The sequence below is a fragment of the Escherichia sp. E14V7 genome (assembly GCF_004212225.1).
GTDB lineage: Bacteria > Pseudomonadota > Gammaproteobacteria > Enterobacterales > Enterobacteriaceae > Escherichia.
The window spans coordinates 1-21,329 of sequence record NZ_RHJJ01000011.1; the positions used below are offsets into that span (position 1 = coordinate 1).

The window sequence follows — 21,329 nt, forward strand, 5'->3', positions numbered from 1 at the left end:
GGTGGAAGGTCAGATTACTCCACGTCTGCAACTGTGGGGCAATGTCGCCCAGCAGTTGGGTGACAACGGTTACAGTGATACCCAGGGAATGCTGGGCATGAAATATCTCTTTTAATGCCACTTTGCCACCTGTCACGTACAGGTGGCACGCTCCCTGCGTCAACCAGATAAGCGTAGCGCACCAGGCAAGCCGGACGGTGCTGTTGCATGTCCGGCTGCTTCTGCACTAACCAACTAAATGTGCAGTTCCTGCAACTTCTCTTTCGGCAGCGCCAGTTCTTCATTGCTGTTGATGCGCACGTCACGTTCCAGAATACTACGCGCAATATCCTGTGCTTCCTGCAAAGAGTGCATCTGGTAAGTACCGCACTGATAGACGTTAAGTTCCGGGATCTGATTCTGATCCTGCACTTTCAACACGTCTTCCATTGCCGCTTTCCAGGCATCAGCGACACGCTGCTCATCAGGCGTACCAATCAGACTCATATAAAAACCAGTGCGGCAGCCCATTGGTGAGATATCGATAATCTCAACGCCATTACCGTTAAGATGGTTACGCATAAAACCAGCAAACAGGTGCTCCAGGGTATGGATCCCTCTTTCTGGCATCACTTCTTTGTTCGGCACGCAGAAGCGAAGATCGAACACGGTGATTGCGTCGCCATGCGGGGTGTTCATTGTTTTCGCCACCCGAACTGCTGGCGCTTCCATCCGGGTATGATCGACTGTGAAGCTATCTAACAACGGCATTTAGCCACCTCCGGTAAATTTTTTTTAAATATTCTGAACTCTTTCTTCCCAGGCGAGTCTGAGTATATGAAAGACGCGCATTTGTTATCATCATCCCTGAATTCAGAGATGAAATTTTGGCCACTCACGAGTGGCCTTTTTCTTTTCTGTCAGGCGTGTTTTTCCAGCCACACCGCAAACGGTTCGGTATCAGCGGCTTCCATTTCCTGCTGACGGCGTTCAGATGCCTCGCGCTCGGCGACAAAATCCTCTTCGCGCAGAATTTCCAGCGGCTCTTCACGCAGAAGATTACGGTAGGCTTCTGCAAACGCTTTACCTGTTCCGCCAATGCCAGTATCAATCATAGACCTTAAGATACGCGCAGAGAAAGTCAGATCAGGATTATCGAAGCAGGCGACCAGTTCATCACACACTTTCTGGTACGCTTCGCCGCCGTTAATGCTATCCAGCGTTTGCGCGACGCGTTTTAGATCGCGGAACAGATCTTTCCCCACCTGCGGCAACGGGAACTGCGCGGTTTCACAACCGATACCCAGCGTCAGGCCCGGTTTGCGACCTTCGAGGATCACCCGGTTCCAGTTAACGCGTGTACAGGCAAGTTCGCTACTGCTCATTTCCGGTGCATCAGCCAGCGCACACCAGACCATAAACAGGTCGAGGAAACGCACCTGCTGTTCATCTACACCAATCGGCGAGAACGGGTTGATGTCCAGCGAACGCACTTCAATATATTCAATGCCGCCACGTAACAGCGCATCAGAAGGCGACTCTCCGCTGCGGGTAACGCGTTTTGGACGAATCGGCGCGTACAGTTCGTTTTCAATCTGCAGCACGTTGCTGTTGATTTGTAGCCGCTTACCGTCTTTCTCAATACCAATCTTCGCGTACTCTTCCGACGGCGTTTTGATAGCCTGCTTGAGCCCTGCGACGTACTCGTAGAGATCGTTGAAGGTAATACCAAGATTGCTTTGCGATTTGTTGGTATAGCCAAGATCGCTCAAACGAAGAGAGGTCGCATACGGCAGGTAATACATACCGCACTCGGTTTTCTCAAACGGCAGCGACGTTGGTTTTCCTTGCAGGAAAGAAGAACAAATCGCCGGAGACGCGCCAAACAGATAAGGAATGACCCAACCGAAACGATAGTAATTGCGGATAACGCGGAAATAGCCCGCAGAAATTTTCTCTTTGGCATCAGCGCCCGAGATATCACCGCACTTCGCTTGCCAGAATGCCATTGGCAAAGAGAAATTGTAGTGCACGCCGGAAATGGTTTGCATCAGCGCGCCGTAGCGATTTTTCAGCCCTTCACGGTATAGCGTTTTAAAGCGTCCGGTGTTAGAAGTGCCGTACTGTGCCAGTTCGATGTCCTGACCTTCTGCGATGTAGCATGGCATGCTTAACGGCCACATCCGCTCATCGCCCATATTGCGCGCCGTATAACGATGCAGATCGCGCATAAAGGTCAGCATATGTTCAATATCACCATCCACTGGTGTAATAAATTCCAGCAATGCTTCCGCAAAATCGGTGGTTATCCATTTATGCGTCAGTGCGGAACCTAATGCTTCAGGATGACCTGTTGTTGCCAGTGTGCCATCCGCATTAACACGCAAAGTTTCGCGCTCCAGCCCACGCTGTATCCCCTTTAACGCCTGAGGATGTTTTTCCAGCCAGGCCAGCGCCTGTGATACGTCCGGGATCAAATTGACCTCCCGCCTGTCAAAATCGTTTTATTTAGCATAACTGTAATGGTGGCCATGTGTGCAGGCCTACAATTAGTGCCACCACATCATGCCCTGAACGGTAGCTACTGCAATCGCAACATAGCGTAACGCTTTACCAAGGCACAAAAAAAAGATTACCGGTCCCCACGAGATGCGCATCCATCCCGCTAACAGACACAGTAAATCGCCAACCACGGGCATCCAGCTTAATAATAGTGTGATTGCACCATATCGTTTCAGCCAGCCGATGGCTTTCTCTTGCCAGCGCGATGTTTTGCGCAGTGGAAAGAAACGCCCAAGGATAACGTTAGTTAGCCCTCCAAGGCTATTACCCATTGTTGCTGTTAACACTAAAACCCAGGGATGACTTACCCCGGAAAGTAACATTGCAACCAGGACGACTTCGGAATTACCGGGTAATAGTGTAGCGCTGAGGAAACTACTGGCAAACAACGAGAAAAGCGATAAAGCTTCACTCACAGCAAGCGAACATCCACTGCGTCCATGCCTGCAGCGCGAGCAGCCTGAATACCGAAATCAGCATCTTCAAAGACCACACACTGCGTTGGTTGCACGCCCATACGCTGTGCGCACAACAAAAATGTGTCTGGCGCAGGTTTATGGTGTTTGACGTGATCGGCGGCAACGACCGCATCAAAATAACGGCGTAATCCCAGGTGCGCCAGCAATGCCTCAGCGATGGCGCTTTCACTCCCCGTTCCAACAGCCATTGGTCGACGTCCGTGCCAGCTTTTCACCACTTCAACAAGAGGAAGCGGTTCGACGCTATCCAGCAGCATACTTCTTACTGCTTCTGTTTTTTCACGCGCTAACGCATGCGGGTCGAGATCGGCCTGATTCAGCTCAATAATCGCCTGAGCAATACGCCAGGTGGGCGAGCCATTAAGCGCAATCATCGCCTGAACATCGTACTGAAGACCGTAATGCCCTAATACTTCGCGCCACGCTTTACGGTGCGTAGGCTCCGTATCCAGGATTGTGCCATCCATATCAAAAATTAAACCTGCATAACGCTCGTACATGGTCTTCTCGCAAGTCGAAAAATATGACGCTACTTTAGCGTAATTGCTTGATTTTGTCGCTGATGGCGAAAGGGAAGATTATTCAGGATATGGATAAAATAGTTATTTAGAAATGAGATATTTTTGAAGGAAATTTTTTGGAGAAGATGGTGCATCCGGGAGGATTCGAACCTCCGACCGCTCGGTTCGTAGCCGAGTACTCTATCCAGCTGAGCTACGGATGCATCGGGAAAATTTATTTTACTGCTGATATTGATATCGCTACGAAAGCCATATCAAGTAAGAGATGGTGCATCCGGGAGGATTACTCGCCTTGCGGCTCGCCCTTCGGGCCGTTGCTAAGCAACGTTATCCTCCCTGGTGCCTGCGGTTAGTACCGCCACCTCTTCGATACCTTCATCGCTGAAGGTTACGGAGAATATGGTGCATCCGGGAGGATTCGAACCTCCGACCGCTCGGTTCGTAGCCGAGTACTCTATCCAGCTGAGCTACGGATGCATCGGGAAATTTGTTTTACTGCTGATATTGATACCGCTACTAAAGCCGTATCAAGTAAGAGATGGTGCATCCGGGAGGATTACTCGCCTTGCGGCTCGCCCTTCGGGCCGTTGCTAAAGCAACGTTATCCTCCCTGGTGCCTGCGGTTAGTACCGCCACCTCTTCGATACCTTCATCGCTGAAGATTACGGAGAATATGGTGCATCCGGGAGGATTCGAACCTCCGACCGCTCGGTTCGTAGCCGAGTACTCTATCCAGCTGAGCTACGGATGCATCGGGAAACTTACTTTACTGCAGATTTTTTGATACCGCTACTAAAGCCGTATCAAGTAAGAGATGGTGCATCCGGGAGGATTCGAACCTCCGACCGCTCGGTTCGTAGCCGAGTACTCTATCCAGCTGAGCTACGGATGCAAATGGCGGTGAGGCGGGGATTCGAACCCCGGATGCAGCTTTTGACCGCATACTCCCTTAGCAGGGGAGCGCCTTCAGCCTCTCGGCCACCTCACCACACGCCTCTTACGAGTGCTTCGAAGAACTTGTTTATCGCTCATCGTCGCTGCGTGGCGCACATATTACTTTCTGAGACTTATAAGTCAAACAATTTTTCCCACACTTTTATCGTTTGCACACTTCGCGCTCAATTAGTCTGTAAAAACGTCAAAAAGAGTGTTTTATCAACAGAAAAACAGGCCTCTGACAGGTAGCAGTGATAGAGAAAAATGAAGGCAAAAGTTAAATGAACGGGAGTAACGCGAAAAGAAAATGAAGTGAAGGAGAAATTTTGAGGGTGCGTCTCACCGTTAAAGATGAGACGCGGAAAGATTAGTAACTGGACTGCTGGGATTTTTCAGCCTGGATACGCTGGTAGATCTCTTCACGGTGAACAGAAACTTCCTTCGGGGCGTTTACGCCAATACGTACCTGGTTGCCCTTTACCCCTAAAACTGTCACGGTGACCTCATCCCCAATCATGAGGGTCTCACCAACTCGACGAGTCAGAATCAGCATTCTTTGCTCCTTGAAAGATTAAAAGAGTCGGGTCTCTCTGTATCCCGGCATTATCCATCATATAACGCCAAAAAGTAAGCAATGACAAACACATTACATCTAAGCAGTCATGGCATTACATTCTGTTAAACCTAAGTTTAGCCGATATACACAACTTCAACCTGACTTTATCATTGTCGATAGCGTCGATGCGAATGCCGTGAAGCAAGTCCACGGCATTGCCTGACACTTATATTATTGCAATTTCGCGCTGACCCAGCCTTTCACACTGGCTAACGCTGCAGGTAAGGCCGCAGCATCCGTACCACCGGCTTGCGCCATGTCAGGACGTCCACCACCCTTGCCGCCCACCTGCTGAGCGACCATACCAATCAGTTCCCCTGCTTTCACGCGATCTGTGACGTCCTTAGATACGCCTGCAATCAGAGAAACCTTACCTTCGGCTACCGTTGCCAGCACGATAATTGTCGACCCCAGCTGATTTTTTAAATCGTCAACCATGGTGCGCAACATTTTCGGCTCAACACCGCTAAGCTCACTAACCAACAGCTTAACACCATTAACATCAATTGCCTTACTGGAAAGATTTGCGCTCTCCTGTGCGGCAGCCTGTTCTTTAAGCTGTTGTAACTCTTTTTCCAGCTGACGCGTACGTTCCAGTACTGAGCGCACTTTATCAGCCAGATTATTGCTATCGCCTTTCAGCAGATGCGCGACTTCGCTTAAGCGATCGCTGTCTGCATGAACGGTGGCGATAGCACCTTCTCCGGTTACCGCTTCGATACGACGAACGCCTGCAGCAGTACCCGATTCAGAAATAATACGGAACAGACCAATATCACCGGTGCGGCTGGCGTGAGTACCACCACACAGCTCGGTGGAGAAATCGCCCATGCTCAGCACGCGTACACGTTCATCATACTTCTCGCCGAACAGCGCCATCGCACCTTTCGCTTTCGCCGCGTCGAGATCCATGATGTTGGTTTCGATAGGCAAGTTACGACGAATCTGCGCGTTCACCAGATCTTCGACAGCACGAATCTCTTCTGGTTTCATCGCTTCGTTATGCGAGAAGTCAAAACGCAGCACCTTGTCATTAACCAGCGAACCTTTCTGGGAGACATGAGTACCCAGAACCTGACGCAGCGCAGCGTGCATCAGGTGCGTTGCGGAGTGATTCAGACGAATACGAGCGCGACGAGCTTCATCTACATCCGCCTGTACCGCGTCGCCCACTTTCAGAGAACCCGCAGCAAGTTTACCGATGTGACCAATCGCCTGGCCATATTTCTGCGTATCTTCCACCGCATAGGAGAAGTTAGCGCCTTTCAGTTCGCCTTTATCGCCAACCTGACCGCCGGATTCTGCATAGAATGGCGTTTGATCCAGCACAACCACAGCTTCCTGGCCTGCATTGATGGCATCAACCGCTTTACCATCAACAAACAGCGCGGTCACTTTGCCGTTCAGTTCCAGATGGTCATAGCCTTTAAATTCAGATGCGCTATCAACACGGATCATCGCGTTGTAATCGGCACCAAAGCCGCTGGCTTCGCGCGCACGACGACGCTGCTCTTCCATTGCTGCTTCAAATCCAGCTTCGTCAACTTTGATGTTGCGCTCACGGCAAACGTCAGCCGTCAGGTCAACCGGGAAGCCGTAGGTGTCGTACAGGCGGAAAGCAGTTTCGCCATCCAGCGTATCACCAGAAAGTTTTGCCAGCTCTTCATCCAGCAGCGCCAGACCGCGCTCCAGAGTACGGGCAAACTGCTCTTCTTCAGTCTTCAGCACCTGCTCAACCTGCGCCTGCTGGCGCTTCAGGTCTTCACCCGCAGAGCCCATAACGTCGATCAGCGGACCAACCAGTTTGTAGAAGAAGGTTTCTTTCGCGCCCAGCATATTGCCGTGACGCACTGCGCGACGAATGATACGACGCAGTACATAACCACGGTTTTCGTTGGACGGCATTACGCCATCCGCGATCAGGAACGCACAAGAACGAATGTGGTCAGCGATAACGCGCAGCGATTTATTGCTCAGATCGGTCGCGCCAGTCACCTTAGCCACCGCCTGAATCAGCGTACGGAACAGGTCGATATCATAGTTGGAGTTTACGTGTTGCAGCACGGCGGCAATACGCTCCAGACCCATACCGGTATCTACAGACGGCTTCGGCAGCGGTTCCATCGTGCCATCTGCCTGGCGGTTGAACTGCATGAAGACGATGTTCCAGATCTCAATGTAGCGGTCACCGTCTTCTTCCGGGCTTCCCGGAGGGCCACCCCAAATGTGGTCGCCGTGATCGTAGAAGATTTCGGTGCACGGGCCGCACGGACCAGTGTCACCCATCTGCCAGAAGTTGTCAGATGCGTATGGCGCACCTTTGTTATCGCCGATGCGAATAATACGTTCGCGCGGGATCCCTACTTCTTTTTCCCAGATTTCGTAGGCTTCGTCGTCGCTTTCATAGACGGTAACCCACAGACGCTCTTTCGGCAGGGCAAACCATTTTTCGCTGGTCAGCAGTTCCCATGCAAACTGAATGGCATCGTGTTTGAAATAGTCGCCGAAGCTGAAGTTGCCCAGCATTTCGAAGAAGGTATGGTGACGCGCGGTGTAACCGACGTTTTCCAGGTCGTTGTGTTTACCACCCGCACGCACGCAGCGTTGGGAAGTGGTAGCGCGGGAATAATTACGCTTGTCGAGCCCAAGGAAGACATCCTTGAACTGGTTCATCCCGGCGTTGGTAAACAACAAAGTTGGGTCGTTATGGGGTACCAGGGAGCTGCTGGCAACTACCTGATGTCCCTTACTATGGAAAAAGTCGAGAAACGCCTGACGGATCTCAGCGGTGCTCTTGCTCATAATTATCCTGAAATCAAGCTAACGAAATATCGCCACCAGCTACAGCGAGTCTTAACCGCCGGGCTGGTAACTGAAAAGTGGGAATAAGATAAGTTTTCTTGACTGGGAAGTAAAATACCGTATGCGTTCAGTCGGCAAAATTTCGCCAAATCTCCTGGATATCTTCCATCAGATAGCCACGATAGAGCAGAAAACGCTGGATCTTAACTTTTTCTGAAAAGACAGTTGGCAAAGGTTCGCCATATTTTCGCGTCGCCTGATCGCGCGCCAGTGCGCACCAGTCGATGTCACATTCACGCATCGCTTTTTCTGTCGCTTCGCGGGAAATACCTTTCTGATTCAGTTCCTGACGGATACGCGCAGGTCCATAACCTTTGCGGCTACGGCTGGCGATAAAGCGCGCCACAAATCGGCTGTCATCGAGATAGCCATGTTCATGGCACCAGGCAATAACGCGCTCGTAATCTTCTGCCGTGGCATCAATCTCTTCCGGGCCATTTTTGCCCATAATCGGTGCCGCGAGTTTACGTCGCAGTTCTTGCTCACTGTGATCGCGCACCGCCAGAATGCGTACCGCTCGATCCAACAGGCGAGCATATGCCGGGCGACGGGACGTTGATTCTGTCATGGCATATCCTTAAAACTTAAAAAGCAAAAGGGCCGCAGATGCGACCCAGGTTTTGCTGACAAAGTGGCGTTGTTCATGCCGGATGCGGCGTGAGCGCCTTATCCGTCCTACAAACCGTGCAACTTCAATACATTGCAGAGAACATGTAGGCCTGATAAGCGTAGCGCATCAGGCAATTTTGCGGTTGTCATCCGTCTCAGAGTCGCAGATGCGCCCCTTGAGTATCAAACAAGACGATTAAAAATCTTCGTTAGTTTCTGCTACGCCTTCGCTGTCATCTACAGAGAAATCCGGCGTTGAGTTCGGGTTGCTCAGCAGCAGCTCACGTACTTTCTTCTCGATCTCTTTCGCGGTTTCCGGGTTATCTTTCAGCCAGGCAGTCGCATTCGCTTTACCTTGGCCGATCTTCTCACCTTTGTAGCTGTACCACGCGCCAGCTTTCTCGATCAGCTTCTCTTTCACGCCCAGGTCAACCAGTTCGCCGTAGAAGTTGATGCCTTCACCGTAGAGGATCTGGAATTCAGCCTGTTTAAACGGCGCTGCAATTTTGTTCTTCACCACTTTCACGCGGGTTTCGCTACCCACTACGTTTTCGCCCTCTTTCACCGCACCGATACGACGGATGTCGAGACGAACAGAGGCGTAGAATTTCAGCGCGTTACCACCGGTAGTGGTTTCCGGATTACCGAACATCACACCAATTTTCATACGGATCTGGTTGATGAAGATCAGCAGCGTGTTGGACTGCTTCAGGTTACCCGCCAGCTTACGCATCGCCTGGCTCATCATACGTGCCGCAAGGCCCATGTGAGAGTCGCCGATTTCGCCTTCGATTTCCGCTTTCGGCGTCAGTGCCGCCACGGAGTCAACGACGATAACGTCTACTGCGCCAGAACGCGCCAGAGCGTCACAGATTTCCAGTGCCTGCTCGCCGGTGTCCGGCTGGGAGCACAGCAGGTTGTCGATATCGACACCCAATTTACGTGCATAGACTGGGTCCAGCGCGTGTTCAGCATCGATAAACGCACAGGTTTTACCTTCGCGCTGGGCAGCGGCAATCACCTGCAGCGTCAGCGTGGTTTTACCGGAAGATTCCGGTCCGTAGATTTCGACGATACGGCCCATCGGCAGACCACCTGCTCCGAGCGCGATATCCAGTGAAAGCGAACCAGTAGAGATGGTTTCCACATCCATGGAACGGTCTTCACCCAGGCGCATGATGGAGCCTTTACCAAATTGTTTCTCAATCTGGCCCAGTGCTGCCGCCAACGCTTTCTGTTTGTTTTCGTCGATAGCCATTTTTACTCCTGTCATGCCGGGTAATACCGGATAGTCAATATGTTCTGTTGAAGCAATTATACTGTATAGTCATACAGTATCAAGTATTTTGTAGAAATTGTTGCCGCAGCGTATTTAAGGCATAAGCCGTCGCCTTACGACGCACGGCATCGCGGTCGCCGCTAAAGCATTCCCGGCGGGTAATGCCTTCGCCGCGGGCTGTGGCAAAAGCAAACCAGACGGTGCCGACAGGCTTCTCTTCGCTGCCGCCATCCGGTCCGGCGATGCCACTGATAGCAACCGCATAATCAGCACGAGCCGCTTTCAGTGCGCCTATCGCCATTTCCACCACAACAGGTTCACTCACCGCACCATGCTGCGCCAGCGTCTCTTCGCGTACGCCGATCATCTGCGCTTTGGCTTCGTTACTGTAGGTGACAAATCCGCGTTCAAACCAGGCGGAACTGCCGGCAATATCGGTAATCACTTTCGCTACCCAACCGCCAGTACAAGACTCGGCTGTTGTTACGGTTGCACCACGGGATTTCAGCGCCAGCCCTACCTGCTCGCTTAACTGCATCAGTTCACTGTCAGTCATCACAACCTCTGTCAGTCAAAAATTTATGCCGGACAAGATAGCACTTTCGTCAGGAAGATGGTGTTGGCGTTGCAATTTTACGAGGAGGATTCAGAAAAAAGCTGATTAGCCAGAGGGAAGCTCACGCCTCCCTCTTGCAGATAGTTACTGTACGCGCGCCAGCGCCACGGCTTGTCCTAACTGCCAGACCGCCATTGCGTAATGGGTGCTGTGGTTATAACGGGTAATGGTGTAGAAGTTTGGCAGACCGTACCAGTACTGATAACCTGTTCCAACATCCAGACGCAGCAGGCTGGCCTGTTGATGGTTGCCCAGCGACTGCTGTGGCGTTAAACCTGCCGCAGCAAGCTGAGAAATGCTGTACTTGGTTTTGAAACCATTTGGCAAGCCTGGGGCCTGGCCGTTTGCCATCACCGCAACCTGATCACCTTTAACCCAGCCGTGCGCTTTGAAATAGTTCGCCACACTACCAATAGCATCAACCGGATCCCACAGGTTGATATGCCCGTCGCCGCTGAAATCTACCGCATATTGTTTGTAAGACGACGGCATAAACTGTCCGTAGCCCATCGCACCGGCAAAGGAACCTTTCAGATTGAGCGGATCGTCCTGCTCATCACGCGCCATCAGCAGGAAAGTTTCCAGCTCGCCAGAGAAATACTCCGCGCGGCGTGGGTAGTTAAATGACAGCGTTGCCAGCGCATCGAGGATGCGGGTTTTCCCCATCACGCGCCCCCAGCGGGTTTCAACGCCGATAATCCCGACGATAATTTCCGGCGGTACGCCATACACCTGCCACGCGCGATTCAGCGCATCTTCATACTGATTCCAGAAAACCACGCCGTTCTGCACGTTATCCGGCGTAATAAATTTTTTGCGATAACGCAGCCATGCGCCGTTAGGACCGGATGGCGGTTTCACCGATGTGGTTGGTGCCTGGTTATCCATCAGCCGCAGTACCGAATCCAGACGTTTCGCCTGAGAGAGAATTTCCTGCAATTGCTGACGATCGAAACCGTGTTTGTTCACCATTTTGTCGATGAACTGCTGCGCATTGGGGTTATTGGCGAAATCTCCGCCCATCTGCATCACATTGTGCTGCGGCTCAAGCAGGAAGCCGCCGGACGGCGTTCCGGTGGTTGTCTCAGTCGGTTTTGGCTTGCTGCTACAGGCGGCAAGTAACACAAAAAGGGGAAGCAATGTTACATAACGATGCTTGAACATGAGGAGTCCATTTAACAGATTCAACCAGGGGCAAGTATGGTAAAGCATCCCGCCCCGCACAAGGAAGCGGTAGTCTGTTTTCGGCACTCAATTTCTCTTTAGTCTCTTCTTTCAGTTCATATTTTTTCTTAAAGTATGTTGTAACTAAATTCACATATGTTGTTTCCCTTCCCATAGCGCTGGATAATGAGCGCTCATTCCGGCCATCAATCCCTGGCTGGAATAAATAAATGGACCTTAACCGGAGAGAGCAATGAGTGAAGCACTACTGAACGCGGGACGTCAGACGTTAATACTGGAGTTGCAGGAAGCAAGCCGTTTACCGGAACGTCTGGGCGATGATTTTGTTCGCGCCGCCAATATCATCCTGCACTGCGAAGGCAAAGTGGTGGTTTCGGGAATTGGCAAATCGGGCCACATTGGTAAGAAAATCGCCGCAACACTTGCCAGCACCGGCACACCGGCTTTTTTTGTCCATCCGGCAGAAGCACTGCACGGCGATCTGGGGATGCTCGAAAGCCGCGATGTGATGCTGTTTATCTCTTACTCCGGTGGCGCGAAGGAACTGGATCTCATTATTCCGCGTCTGGAAGACAAATCTATCGCGCTGCTGGCGATGACCGGCAAACCGACGTCACCGCTGGGACTCGCGGCGAAAGCGGTGCTGGATATCTCCGTAGAACGCGAAGCCTGTCCGATGCACCTTGCGCCGACCTCCAGCACCGTCAATACCCTGATGATGGGTGACGCGCTGGCGATGGCGGTCATGCAGGCGCGCGGATTTAATGAAGAAGATTTTGCCCGCTCCCACCCAGCTGGGGCACTGGGCGCTCGCTTGCTGAATAAAGTGCATCATCTGATGCGCCGTGATGACGCCATCCCGCAGGTAGCGTTAACCGCCAGCGTGATGGATGCGATGCAGGAACTTAGCCGCACCGGTTTAGGTCTGGTGGCAGTGTGCGATGATCAACGACTGGTGAAAGGCGTCTTTACCGACGGTGATTTACGTCGCTGGCTGGTAGGCGGCGGCGCACTCACCACACCAGTGAATGAAGCGATGACGACAGGCGGCACCACATTACAGGCACAAAGTCGCGCCATCGACGCCAAAGAAGTTCTGATGAAGCGCAAAATCACTGCCGCACCGGTGGTGGATGAAAACGGCAAACTCACCGGCGCAATTAACCTGCAGGATTTCTATCAGGCCGGGATTATTTAATCCTTCAATCCCAGACGTTTCGCCAACCGATGCAGGTTGGCGACGTCAGTTTCCAGCATTCGCGCACAGGCAGCCCAGTTGTGATGATTTTGTGCCAGTGCCTGGCGAATGGTTTCACGCTGGAACGCTTCTGTCGCTTCACGCAGATTTTGCTTAACGACGGGCGTTGTCATCACTTCTGGCGGCGGCAATGCCTCCTCAGGAAAAGCAAAATGTTGCGCCTCAAGAATCACTTCATCGCCGCTGCGAGTGGCTCTCGCCAGCACTACCGCCCGATGAATAGCATGTTCCAGTTCGCGCACATTTCCCGGAAAATTATAGTGTTGCAGTAATTTTCGCGCTCCGGCACTTAATACCACGCGGGAAAGCCCCAGCCGCAAACGACACTGCTCACAGAAATACCCTGCCAGCAGAATGACGTCATCGCCCCGCTCACGCAGCGGCGGCACCGAAAGTGGAAACACGCTCAGGCGATGAAACAAGTCGGCGCGAAATCGCCCTGCCAGCACCTCTTCGCGTAAGTCGCGGTTAGTCGCAGCCAGCACGCGCACATCGACCCGCAAACTGCGGTCATCGCCAACGCGCTGAATATCGCCATACTGCAACACCCTCAGCAGCTTGGCCTGCAATGCCAACGACAACTCGCCGATCTCATCCAGAAACAGCGTGCCGTTATCCGCCATTTCAAACTTCCCGCTGCGGTTACTGATAGCGCCAGTAAACGCTCCTTTCACATGCCCGAACAGTTCACTTTCCGCCACACTTTCCGGCAGTGCGGCACAGTTGAGATAGACCAGCGGATTCACCGCCCTTGACGAGGCTTCATGAATCGCTTTCGCCACCAGCTCCTTACCGGTTCCCGTCTCACCGCTGATCAGGACGTTGAGATCGGACGCCGCCACAATCTCAATCTCTTTTTTCAATTGCGTCATACCTGGCGACAGACCGATCATCTGCGTCTGTTTCACCGCTTCAAACGGCGCGGCATCGCCTGGCAGCATATTCTGGCTTTCCAGTTGCTCAATCAGCAACGCATTGCTTAACGCTCCCGCCGCCAGCGCAGCAATCAGCCGTAACTCTTCGTCGCTGAAAACATCGAACTGATCGGGCTGCATCCCGTCGAGCGTCAGTGCGCCGATCAGGTTTTGTCCGGCAAACAACGGCAGACCAACACAGGCGTGAACCTTCAGACTCTCCTGCCCTGGAATCAAACCGTCATAGGGATCGGGCAATTCGCTGTCTGCGGGAAAACGCACCACATCACCCGCGCGGGCAATCGCTTCCAGCCGTGGATGACCTTCCAGCGCAAAGCGTCTACCGAGTACATCCTTAGCCAGCCCGTCGATGGCAAGCGGAATAAACTGCCGCGAGTCGTAACGTAGCAACGCAGACGCATCGCACTCCAGCACCTGACGCAGCGTGGTGATCAGGCGCTGAAAACGATCCTGATGACCAATCCCACGCTGCAATTCGATGGCGATATTCGCCAGCACATCAACGGAAAAACTCATCTTTGCCTCACTGTCAATTTGACTATAGATATTGTCATATCGACCATTTGATTGATAGTCATTTTGACTACTCATTAATGAGCATAATTTTATTTATAGAGTAAAAACAATCAGATAAAAAACTGGCACGCAATCTGCAATTAGCAAGACATCTTTTTAGAACACGCTGAATAAATTGAGGTTGCTATGTCTATTGTGGTGAAAAATAACATTCATTGGGTTGGTCAACGTGACTGGGAAGTGCGTGATTTTCACGGCACGGAATATAAAACGCTGCGCGGCAGCAGTTACAACAGCTACCTCATCCGCGAAGAAAAAAACGTGCTGATCGACACCGTCGACCATAAATTCAGCCGCGAATTTGTGCAGAACCTGCGTAATGAAATCGATCTGGCGGATATCGATTACATCGTGATTAACCATGCAGAAGAGGACCACGCTGGGGCGCTGACCGAACTGATGGCGCAAATTCCCGATACGCCGATCTACTGTACTGCCAACGCTATCGACTCGATAAATGGTCATCACCATCATCCGGAGTGGAATTTTAATGTGGTGAAAACTGGCGACACGCTGGATATCGGCAACGGCAAACAGCTCATTTTTGTCGAAACACCAATGCTGCACTGGCCGGACAGCATGATGACTTACCTGACAGGCGACGCGGTGCTGTTCAGTAACGATGCTTTCGGTCAGCACTACTGTGACGAGCATCTGTTCAACGATGAAGTGGATCAGACGGAGCTTTTCGAGCAGTGCCAGCGTTACTACGCCAATATCCTGACGCCGTTCAGCCGCCTGGTAACGCCGAAAATTACCGAGATCCTGGGCTTTAACTTACCAGTCGATATGATAGCCACTTCCCACGGCGTGGTATGGCGCGATAACCCGACGCAAATTGTCGAGCTGTACCTGAAATGGGCAGCAGATTATCAGGAAGACAGAATCACCATTTTCTACGACACCATGTCGAATAACACCCGCATGATGGCTGACGCTATCGCCCAGGGGATTGCGGAAACCGACCCACGCGTGGCGGTGAAAATTTTCAACGTCGCCCGAAGCGATAAAAACGAAATCCTGACCAATGTCTTCCGCTCAAAAGGCGTGCTGGTCGGCACTTCGACGATGAATAACGTGATGATGCCGAAAATCGCCGGGCTGGTGGAGGAGATGACCGGATTACGCTTCCGTAACAAACGCGCCAGTGCTTTCGGCTCTCACGGCTGGAGCGGCGGTGCGGTGGATCGTCTTTCCACGCGCCTGCAGGATGCGGGTTTCGAAATGTCGCTTAGCCTGAAAGCCAAATGGCGACCGGACCAGGACGCTCTGGAGTTATGCCGTGAACACGGTCGCGAAATCGCCCGTCAGTGGGCGCTCGCGCCGCTGCCGCAGAGCACGGTGAATACGGTGGTTAAAGAAGAAACCTCTGCCACCACGACGGCTGACCTCGGCCCACGGATGCAGTGCAGCGTCTGTCAGTGGATTTACGATCCGGCAAAAGGCGAGCCAATGCAGGACGTTGCACCGGGAACGCCGTGGAGTGAAGTTCCGGATAACTTCCTCTGCCCGGAATGCTCCCTCGGCAAAGACGTCTTTGACGAACTGGCATCGGAGGCAAAATGAGCAACGGCATTGTGATCATTGGTTCGGGCTTCGCCGCCCGCCAACTGGTGAAAAATATTCGCAAACAGGACGCCACTATTCCATTAACCCTGATTGCCGCCGACAGCATGGATGAGTACAACAAACCTGATCTCAGCCATGTTATAAGCCAGGGGCAACGTGCCGACGACCTTACCCGCCAGACGGCAGGTGAATTTGCCGAGCAGTTTAATCTGCGCCTGTTTCCGCACACCTGGGTGACGGATATCGATGCCGAAGCCCATGTGGTGAAAAGCCAGAATAATCAGTGGCAATACGACAAGCTGGTGCTGGCAACCGGTGCCAGTGCCTTTGTCCCGCCAGTGCCTGGGCGTGAGTTAATGCTGACGTTAAATAGTCAGCAAGAGTATCGCGCCTGTGAAACGCAACTGCGGGATGCCCGACGCGTGTTGATTGTTGGCGGTGGCTTGATTGGTAGCGAACTGGCGATGGATTTTTGTCGGGCAGGCAAAGCAGTCACGCTAATCGACAACGCTGCCAGTATTCTGGCGTCGTTAATGCCACCGGAAGTAAGCAGCCGCTTGCAGCATCGGTTGACGGAGATGGGCGTTCATCTGCTGTTGAAATCTCAGTTGCAGGGGCTGGAAAAAACGGATTCTGGCATTCTGGCAACGCTGGACCGCCAGCGTAGCATCGAAGTGGATGCGGTAATTACCGCCACCGGACTGCGCCCGGAAACCGCCCTGGCACGACGCGCCGGGCTGACGATTAATCGCGGCGTTTGCGTCGACAGTTATCTGCAAACCCGTAATGCCGATATTTACGCGCTGGGCGATTGCGCGGAAATTAACGGTCAGGTATTGCCGTTCCTCCAGCCGATTCAACTTAGCGCGATGGTGCTGGCAAAAAATCTTCTCGGCAATAACACGCCGCTGAAACTCCCGGCGATGCTGGTGAAAATCAAAACGCCGGAATTACCGCTGCATCTGGCAGGCGAAACCCAGCGTCAGGATTTACACTGGCAGATTAATACCGAAAGCCAGGGAATGGTGGCGCGCGGCGTTGACGATGCTGACCAGCTTCGCGCCTTTGTGGTCAGTGAGGATCGGATGAAAGAGGCATTTGGATTGTTGAAAACGTTGCCGGTGTAGGTGGGCTACTGTGCCTAAAATGTCGGATGCGACGCTGGCGCGTCTTATCCGACCTACGGGGAGCGCATATGTAAGCCGGATAAGGCATTTACGCCGCATCCGGCAAGGGTGTCCAAATGCAACACGCTTTATCCGTTCTGGAGTTCACCCGCTAACCAACGCGCCGCAGCAATAACCCCCTGCCCCAGAGACAAACCGCCATCACCCGCCGGTAAACTCTGCGGGAAGAGCAATGTGAAATCAGCGAGATAATGCGCCAGACGTGCACGCAGCAAACGGTTATGAATAACCCCGCCGCTAAATACCAGCGTAGTGATACCGCGCATCGTGGCCTGCTCACGCATCAACGCGGCAAAACCCTGCGCCAGCGCATCATGAAACGCCCACGCGCGTTGATTAACCGGTGCCTGCCAGTTCAGCCACTGCTGCCAGAAAGTGGCGAGATCCAGTTGATTGTCCACCAGCGGCATCGTCACCGGATGCGTCACTCCCTGGCTCGAAGCCGCCAGCGCCTCGAGGGCGCAAGCCGCTTCACCTTCATAACTTAACGTGGCTGGCGCACAGCCCAGCGCCGCCGCTACGGCATCGAACAAACGTCCACACGATGACGCCAGCGGCGCGTTAATTCCACGCTCAATGGCCCGCGCCAGCACGCTCCAGTTTTGCTGTTGCACACTTGCTGTTTCAGAGTAATTCTGCCACTCCGGCACAAAGCGCAGGCACTGCGCCAGCAGGTTTCGCCACGGCTGCTTCGCCGCCAAATCGCCCCCCGGAAGCGCCACTGCAGGCAAGCCGCCCAGGTGCTGGCATTCGCGATAGTTCACCCGCAAGCACTCGCCCCCCCATAAAGCGCCGTTCTCCCCCATACCAATACCGTCGAGCGTCAAAGCAATGACATCACCGCCATCCAGCGGCCAGTGATGTTCTGCCAGACACGCCGCTGCGTGGGCATGATGATGCAGCACCGTTTGCATCGGCAGATTCATTTCGCGCGCCCACTGGCTGGAGACATAGCCCGGATGCGCGTCATGCACAACGTATTGCGGAGTGAAATCGTAGATGTTTTGCATCAGGCGTAACGCTTCGCGCCACTGCATCTGGATGCCATCGTCACTTAAATCGCCCAGATGCTGACTCAACACCGCTTGTTCACCGCGCACCAGGCAGAAGGTATTTTTCAGATCCGCGCCGAGACACAGCACAGGCGGAACATTTTTAAAGCCCGGAGGCAAAGCCAGCGCATCCGGCACATACCCCCGCGAACGGCGCAGCATTTCGCCGCTTTCGCGCACCACCGAATCATCCATCCGCTGCACAATGTCGCGGTTATGTATCAAGAATCCGTCGGCAATGCCCTGCAAATCCGCCAGCGCCTGTGCGTTGCTGATAGCCGGTGGTTTACCGCTCAGGTTGCCAGAGGTCATCACCAGCGGGCATTGCAGTTCCTGTAACAGCAAATGCTGGAGCGGGTTCGCGGGCAACATTACCCCGACTTCGTTAAGGTCAGGGGCGATATCATCACAAAGCTCAGGAACGTATTTTTTATCCACCAGCACAATCGGCGCGGCGGGCGTGGTAAGCAACTGGCGCGCAGCGTCTGGTAAACCGTCAGCCACTGGCAACATGACCGCCAGCGGTTTCGCCGGGCGATGTTTGCGCGCCCGCAGTGTCGCCACCGCGTTACTGTTACGTGCATCGCAGGCAAGATGAAATCCGCCAATCCCTTTGATGGCAACAATGTTGCCCATTTTTAACTGTGCGATAGCTGCCTGTAATGCCGCCTCTTGTTCCGCATGTTCACCATGACTTACCCATTCAAGATGTGGGCCACACTCCGGGCAGGCCACCGGCTGGGCGTGGAAGCGACGATCGAGCGGGTCGCGGTACTCTTTATCACAGGCCGGACATAGCGGAAACGCCGCCATCACGGTAAACGGGCGGTCGTAAGGCATCGCGCGAATAATGGTGAAACGCGGGCCACAGTGAGTACAGTTGATAAACGGATAACGATAACGCCGTTCGCCTGGGGTATTCATTTCGACAAGGCAAGCAGGGCAAGTGGCGGCATCGGGAACAATTTGCGTATTCATGGCGCCGCCTGCGCTCTGGCGGATGGTGAACTCGGTGGGCAGTTGTGACCAGATAAACGGCTCACGCTCGACGCTATCAATACGCGCCAGCGGCGGGCAGTGCTGATGCAATTGAACAAGAAACGTTTCCGGGTCTTCCAGCAGCCGGACTTCTACGCCATCGCCGTCATTACAGACATCGCCGTGAAGATTTAATTGCTGTGCCAGCTGCCAGACAAACGGACGAAAACCGACGCCCTGCACTTTGCCACGAATACGCAGTTGGACACCGCAAGATGTGTTTTTTGCCATTGAGTTATTCCCGCCATCATGAATTGCGTAACCCGTCCAGCCGGACACGACAGCGTCGCATCCGGCAGTCACAGGTCGGCGATACCGCCCGCTCCGTATTCTACGAATATTTCCGGGAATTCCTTTGATGCCAGAACAGTTCTGTAAGATTTTTAGAACATCAGCGCCGTACGGCGACGTTTTTCTGCGCTCAGTTGTTCAAGTTTATTACGATCGACACAAATCAGCGCATGGGTCGGGCAAGCCGCCATACACGCCGGGCCGTCTTCACGATGGTTGCACAGGTCGCATTTATTGGCTTCAGCTTTGTCAGCCCGTACATTCAGCCCCGCGCCGCTGTTGCGAATCACCGGACGTACCACCACTTCCATCGCGCCATACGGGCAAGCCACAACGCAGGTTTTGCAACCAATACAACGTTCCTGCATGACATGAACAAACCCTTTATCACGGCTGATAGCACCATTCGGGCAGACGTTAGCGCACGGTGCATCTTCACACTGACGGCAAACTGTCGCCGTGGAAATGTTCACACCTTTAATGACATGGATACGCGGTAAAAATGTTTCCGGGGTCAGCGATGCACAGTCCTGATTTTCCTGATGAGAAACCACGCACGCTACTTCACAGGTACGGCAACCAATACATTTACTCGCGTCAGCAATGATGAAACGGTTCATCAAATTCTCCAGCAATGACAGTTAATGCGCCGATACATTCACAAATCATGCCAGTTTTTAATTTACTGTTATTTAAGGAAATTAAATTCTGTGATGCAGGAAAAACGATGTCATCGACACTAGTGACGATGACATGTGATGACAATGTTTATCGCGAAAGAGCAATGAGTGAGTCGCGGCGGATCAGTTTTCCGCTGAAGGTTTTCGGCGGTGAGAAATCCCCGCCATCGAGCATAAAAATCAGCCGTCCAATAATTTCCTGAATCATCTCTGTTACCGGAATTTTTACGCTGGAGAGCGCCGGAACGGTGTAGGGGGCAATTGCGATATCATCGAATCCGATAACTGACACCTGCTCTGGCACCGCTACGCCGCGCTCGTGTAACGCTTTCATCGCACCTATCGCCATATCGTCGTTACTGGCAACTAACGCGCTAAATTTAGCCCCACGTTCGAGCAACGTTTCTACCCCTTCGGCCCCGCTGGCGGGCGTCCATTTACCGTTAGCGATAAGTTTTTCATTGAGCGCAATACCATGCTGCGCCAGCGCGTCTTTATATCCGGCAAGACGTTCAATGCTGGTGGGAGAATCCATCGAGCCGGTAAGGAAAGCAATCTCCTGATGTCCGGCGTTTATCAACTCTGCCACGGCGTTAAAGCTGGTCTGTTTATGATCGCACCAGACGCTATGGCTGCTGTTTTTGCGCAGGCGGCGATTAAGCACCATTATCGGCTGACTGTGCGCGTCAATGATGTCATCGATCTCATCCACGCTTAAAAAACGCGGGTAAATCATGATGGCGTCGCAGCGCAAATCCAGCAGATACTGAATCGCCTGGCGCTCTTCTTCGGCGCTGTGTTTACCATCTGCCAATAGCAACTGTCGCCCTTTCTCTTCCGCCATTCGCGCGGCATGAAAGAGTAATTCACTAAAATAAATGCCGTGGTAAAGCGTGTTGGTCACTACCAGCCCCAGCGTCTGAGTACTCTTCGCCGACAGATTGCGCGCCAGCAAGTTTGGGCGGTAACCGCTCTCTTCTACCGCCTGAAACACGCGATCTTTAGTCTCCTGGCTGACGTAGCCATTACCTGAAAGCACGCGGGAAACGGTCGCTTTTGAAACCCCGGCGCGCTTCGCCACTTCCAGCATCGTCGTCAT

At 52.9% G+C, this 21,329-nt stretch carries 17 protein-coding genes and 5 tRNA genes; 3 read left to right on the top strand and 19 right to left on the bottom strand.

What is annotated here, in order from left to right; genetic code table 11:
* Nucleotides 1-234: 234 nt before the first annotated feature.
* The 15 genes from luxS to mltB form a co-directional block, all read right to left on the bottom strand.
* On the bottom strand, nt 235-750 hold the full coding sequence (luxS, locus tag D9741_RS13015; RefSeq protein ID WP_001130211.1) for an S-ribosylhomocysteine lyase: 516 nt from the start codon (nt 748-750) through the stop codon (nt 235-237).
* A 149-nt stretch (nt 751-899) separates the two neighbouring features.
* Nucleotides 900-2,456 (bottom strand): glutamate--cysteine ligase, encoded by a 1,557-nt coding sequence (gene gshA / locus D9741_RS13020; protein WP_000611804.1) that lies wholly within the window; start codon nt 2,454-2,456, stop codon nt 900-902.
* 72 nt (nt 2,457-2,528) lie between these two features.
* Nucleotides 2,529-2,957: a YqaA family protein gene (locus D9741_RS13025; RefSeq protein WP_064529936.1), complete on the bottom strand. Its 429-nt coding sequence runs from the start codon at nt 2,955-2,957 to the stop codon at nt 2,529-2,531.
* The gene (yqaB, locus tag D9741_RS13030) at nt 2,954-3,520 is read right to left on the bottom strand and encodes a fructose-1-phosphate/6-phosphogluconate phosphatase (RefSeq protein WP_000273309.1); all 567 of its coding nucleotides are present in this window, start codon (nt 3,518-3,520) and stop codon (nt 2,954-2,956) included. The genes D9741_RS13025 and yqaB overlap by 4 nt, the downstream gene beginning before the upstream one ends.
* Nucleotides 3,521-3,667: 147 nt before the next feature.
* Nucleotides 3,668-3,744: transfer RNA gene (locus tag D9741_RS13035), tRNA-Arg, on the bottom strand.
* 197 nt (nt 3,745-3,941) lie between these two features.
* A tRNA-Arg gene (locus D9741_RS13040) sits at nt 3,942-4,018 on the bottom strand.
* 197 nt (nt 4,019-4,215) lie between these two features.
* Nucleotides 4,216-4,292 (bottom strand) — tRNA-Arg (locus D9741_RS13045).
* Nucleotides 4,293-4,356: 64 nt separating this feature from the next.
* Nucleotides 4,357-4,433, bottom strand: a tRNA-Arg gene (locus tag D9741_RS13050).
* 3 nt (nt 4,434-4,436) lie between these two features.
* Nucleotides 4,437-4,529: transfer RNA gene (locus D9741_RS13055), tRNA-Ser, on the bottom strand.
* Between the two features lie 315 nt (nt 4,530-4,844).
* Nucleotides 4,845-5,030, bottom strand: a complete 186-nt coding sequence (gene csrA, locus D9741_RS13060) for a carbon storage regulator CsrA (protein WP_000906486.1) — start codon at nt 5,028-5,030, stop codon at nt 4,845-4,847.
* Nucleotides 5,031-5,264: 234 nt separating this feature from the next.
* A complete protein-coding gene (gene alaS, locus D9741_RS13065; RefSeq protein ID WP_130214439.1) occupies nt 5,265-7,895 on the bottom strand; it encodes an alanine--tRNA ligase in 2,631 nt (876 codons plus the stop codon).
* A 127-nt stretch (nt 7,896-8,022) separates the two neighbouring features.
* Nucleotides 8,023-8,523: a recombination regulator RecX gene (gene recX, locus D9741_RS13070; RefSeq protein WP_000140508.1), complete on the bottom strand. Its 501-nt coding sequence runs from the start codon at nt 8,521-8,523 to the stop codon at nt 8,023-8,025.
* A gap of 237 nt (nt 8,524-8,760) precedes the next feature.
* Entirely contained in the window at nt 8,761-9,822 is a 1,062-nt protein-coding gene (gene recA / locus D9741_RS13075) for a recombinase RecA (RefSeq protein ID WP_000963153.1), read from the bottom strand.
* A gap of 79 nt (nt 9,823-9,901) precedes the next feature.
* Entirely contained in the window at nt 9,902-10,399 is a 498-nt protein-coding gene (pncC, locus tag D9741_RS13080; RefSeq protein ID WP_130214441.1) for a nicotinamide-nucleotide amidase, read from the bottom strand.
* Nucleotides 10,400-10,543: 144 nt separating this feature from the next.
* Entirely contained in the window at nt 10,544-11,623 is a 1,080-nt protein-coding gene (mltB, locus tag D9741_RS13085) for a lytic murein transglycosylase B (protein WP_130214443.1), read from the bottom strand.
* A gap of 253 nt (nt 11,624-11,876) precedes the next feature.
* Between mltB and gutQ the strand changes: the two genes are divergently transcribed.
* Nucleotides 11,877-12,842: an arabinose-5-phosphate isomerase GutQ gene (gene gutQ, locus D9741_RS13090; protein WP_130214445.1), complete on the top strand. Its 966-nt coding sequence runs from the start codon at nt 11,877-11,879 to the stop codon at nt 12,840-12,842.
* Here the strand turns inward: gutQ and norR are convergent.
* Nucleotides 12,839-14,353 carry a nitric oxide reductase transcriptional regulator NorR gene (gene norR / locus D9741_RS13095; RefSeq protein ID WP_130214447.1) on the bottom strand — a complete coding sequence of 505 codons (1,515 nt, stop codon included), beginning with the start codon at nt 14,351-14,353 and terminating at the stop codon, nt 12,839-12,841. The genes gutQ and norR overlap by 4 nt on opposite strands.
* Before the next feature lie 186 nt (nt 14,354-14,539).
* Between norR and norV the strand changes: the two genes are divergently transcribed.
* Nucleotides 14,540-15,979 carry an anaerobic nitric oxide reductase flavorubredoxin gene (gene norV, locus D9741_RS13100; RefSeq protein WP_000029622.1) on the top strand — a complete coding sequence of 480 codons (1,440 nt, stop codon included), beginning with the start codon at nt 14,540-14,542 and terminating at the stop codon, nt 15,977-15,979.
* Entirely contained in the window at nt 15,976-17,109 is a 1,134-nt protein-coding gene (gene norW, locus D9741_RS13105; RefSeq protein WP_130214449.1) for an NADH:flavorubredoxin reductase NorW, read from the top strand. The genes norV and norW overlap by 4 nt, the downstream gene beginning before the upstream one ends.
* A 128-nt stretch (nt 17,110-17,237) precedes the next feature.
* Here norW and hypF read toward each other — a convergent pair whose 3' ends face one another.
* The 3 genes from hypF to ascG all read right to left on the bottom strand — a co-directional run bounded on the left by hypF (nt 17,238) and on the right by ascG (nt 21,329).
* Nucleotides 17,238-19,490: a carbamoyltransferase HypF gene (gene hypF, locus D9741_RS13110; RefSeq protein WP_130214451.1), complete on the bottom strand. Its 2,253-nt coding sequence runs from the start codon at nt 19,488-19,490 to the stop codon at nt 17,238-17,240.
* A 152-nt stretch (nt 19,491-19,642) separates the two neighbouring features.
* Nucleotides 19,643-20,170, bottom strand: coding sequence for an electron transport protein HydN (hydN, locus tag D9741_RS13115; RefSeq protein ID WP_001078777.1), 528 nt, complete (start codon nt 20,168-20,170; stop codon nt 19,643-19,645).
* Between the two features lie 148 nt (nt 20,171-20,318).
* Nucleotides 20,319-21,329, bottom strand: coding sequence for a DNA-binding transcriptional regulator AscG (gene ascG / locus D9741_RS13120; RefSeq protein WP_001374632.1), 1,011 nt, complete (start codon nt 21,327-21,329; stop codon nt 20,319-20,321).

What these genes read in the sequence shown, in the direction of transcription:
- hydN (WP_001078777.1), bottom strand. Translation starts at nt 20,170, where the DNA reads ATGAACCGTTTCATCATTGCTGACGCGAGTAAATGTATTGGTTGCCGT.
- hypF (WP_130214451.1), bottom strand. Translation starts at nt 19,490, where the DNA reads ATGGCAAAAAACACATCTTGCGGTGTCCAACTGCGTATTCGTGGCAAA.
- luxS (WP_001130211.1), bottom strand. Translation starts at nt 750, where the DNA reads ATGCCGTTGTTAGATAGCTTCACAGTCGATCATACCCGGATGGAAGCG.
- yqaB (WP_000273309.1), bottom strand. Translation starts at nt 3,520, where the DNA reads ATGTACGAGCGTTATGCAGGTTTAATTTTTGATATGGATGGCACAATC.
- mltB (WP_130214443.1), bottom strand. Translation starts at nt 11,623, where the DNA reads ATGTTCAAGCATCGTTATGTAACATTGCTTCCCCTTTTTGTGTTACTT.
- ascG (WP_001374632.1), bottom strand. Translation starts at nt 21,329, where the DNA reads ATGACGACGATGCTGGAAGTGGCGAAGCGCGCCGGGGTTTCAAAAGCG.
- recX (WP_000140508.1), bottom strand. Translation starts at nt 8,523, where the DNA reads ATGACAGAATCAACGTCCCGTCGCCCGGCATATGCTCGCCTGTTGGAT.
- norV (WP_000029622.1), top strand. Translation starts at nt 14,540, where the DNA reads ATGTCTATTGTGGTGAAAAATAACATTCATTGGGTTGGTCAACGTGAC.
- csrA (WP_000906486.1), bottom strand. Translation starts at nt 5,030, where the DNA reads ATGCTGATTCTGACTCGTCGAGTTGGTGAGACCCTCATGATTGGGGAT.
- alaS (WP_130214439.1), bottom strand. Translation starts at nt 7,895, where the DNA reads ATGAGCAAGAGCACCGCTGAGATCCGTCAGGCGTTTCTCGACTTTTTC.
- gutQ (WP_130214445.1), top strand. Translation starts at nt 11,877, where the DNA reads ATGAGTGAAGCACTACTGAACGCGGGACGTCAGACGTTAATACTGGAG.
- norW (WP_130214449.1), top strand. Translation starts at nt 15,976, where the DNA reads ATGAGCAACGGCATTGTGATCATTGGTTCGGGCTTCGCCGCCCGCCAA.
- recA (WP_000963153.1), bottom strand. Translation starts at nt 9,822, where the DNA reads ATGGCTATCGACGAAAACAAACAGAAAGCGTTGGCGGCAGCACTGGGC.
- pncC (WP_130214441.1), bottom strand. Translation starts at nt 10,399, where the DNA reads ATGACTGACAGTGAACTGATGCAGTTAAGCGAGCAGGTAGGGCTGGCG.
- norR (WP_130214447.1), bottom strand. Translation starts at nt 14,353, where the DNA reads ATGAGTTTTTCCGTTGATGTGCTGGCGAATATCGCCATCGAATTGCAG.